General features: G+C 45.1%; 1 protein-coding gene. It reads left to right on the top strand.

Translation table 11 applies throughout. The features are described 5' to 3' along the window. Nucleotides 1-244: 244 nt before the first annotated feature. Nucleotides 245-940: a J domain-containing protein gene (locus KDK14_RS03370; RefSeq protein ID WP_257263608.1), complete on the top strand. Its 696-nt coding sequence runs from the start codon at nt 245-247 to the stop codon at nt 938-940. Nucleotides 941-1,115 lie beyond the last annotated feature (175 nt).

The raw sequence follows: 1,115 nt of genomic DNA, 5'->3' as shown, positions 1-1,115 counted from the left end.
GTAAAAATTAACTTTTAAACGATCGTCGGCGTATGAAGACCGTGAACTGCTGACAGAATGCCTGCCTGATTCTCCATCAACATCGCCAAAATGTTAAAAAAATATTCCCCGATATGCAGAAAATTGCTCCATCCTGATGGGCTGAAAAGTGAGTTACCGAGAGATCGCTTGAAACAAGCCTGTTAGTTTTTCTGACCAATTTGTTAGCCATCTGAAACTTAATGCTGGATAGGTGGTCAAAGTTATGGAGAAATTAAATTTAAAGGAGAAGCCAATGAACGTAATATTTTTTCAATCTAATTCATGTCATTTTCATAAAAATCCGTTTTCGGATTTATGTGGAGGTCTCGGGGGGTTTATCGGTTTGCCGACAAGACCAGCCTACTCCAAAACAGTGTTTATTAATTCTTGTCAGTCCCCTTCGTTTATTCCAAAAAAACTCCATGAACGTCAAGCTCTGACGGTTAATACTCAGGTCTTACTTTTACTCCTGGTGCTCAAAGCTATTTCCGAAGCGCCTGCAAATCAGAGGCGTCAGTTTTCAGTGCCTGGGCAAAATAATGCAGAGGGCTACCCCGGATCAGCAACCAACCAACGTTATCGTCAGCATGCTCCCGGAAATCCGTTTACACAGGGAACCCATAGTGATCGGTCTGGGTATCAAAATACATCAGGTTCTCAACAATACCGGGCAGCTCCCAGTGTGGGTCGCCCAGATATGGCTAAAGTTCATGAGGCCCTTGAAGGCCTGGAACTCCGGGGGCGCAACCTTAAGACAATCACCAGGTCAGAAGTTTCCAGAGCGTACAAGAATAAAGCTCGTCAACATCACCCGGATAAGGCAGTAAACCATGACGTAAGTGGAGATAAATTCAAAGAAATATTGAATTATCGCGACCAATTATTTGCCTATATCCAATTCCGAGATAGCCGTCGGTAGTATCTGTCAATAACTCCCCGACATCGCCAGAGCAATCGAGTAGGGACTGGTCTTACTCCAGGATAGGAGGCTGTCCGAGAATAGGCTGCCCTGCGCGGCAACTGCTCCTGCGTTGCTCTTGCTCCTGCATCCATGCAGTCGTGCGGTTGCGATAAATTGGTCTAAAAATTCCTGC

The organism is Endozoicomonas sp. ONNA2 (assembly GCF_024606365.1).
Classification (GTDB): Bacteria; Pseudomonadota; Gammaproteobacteria; order Pseudomonadales; family Endozoicomonadaceae; genus Endozoicomonas.
The sequence above is the reverse complement of the archived record's forward strand: the minus strand, read 5'-3'. Positions and strand labels throughout refer to the sequence as shown.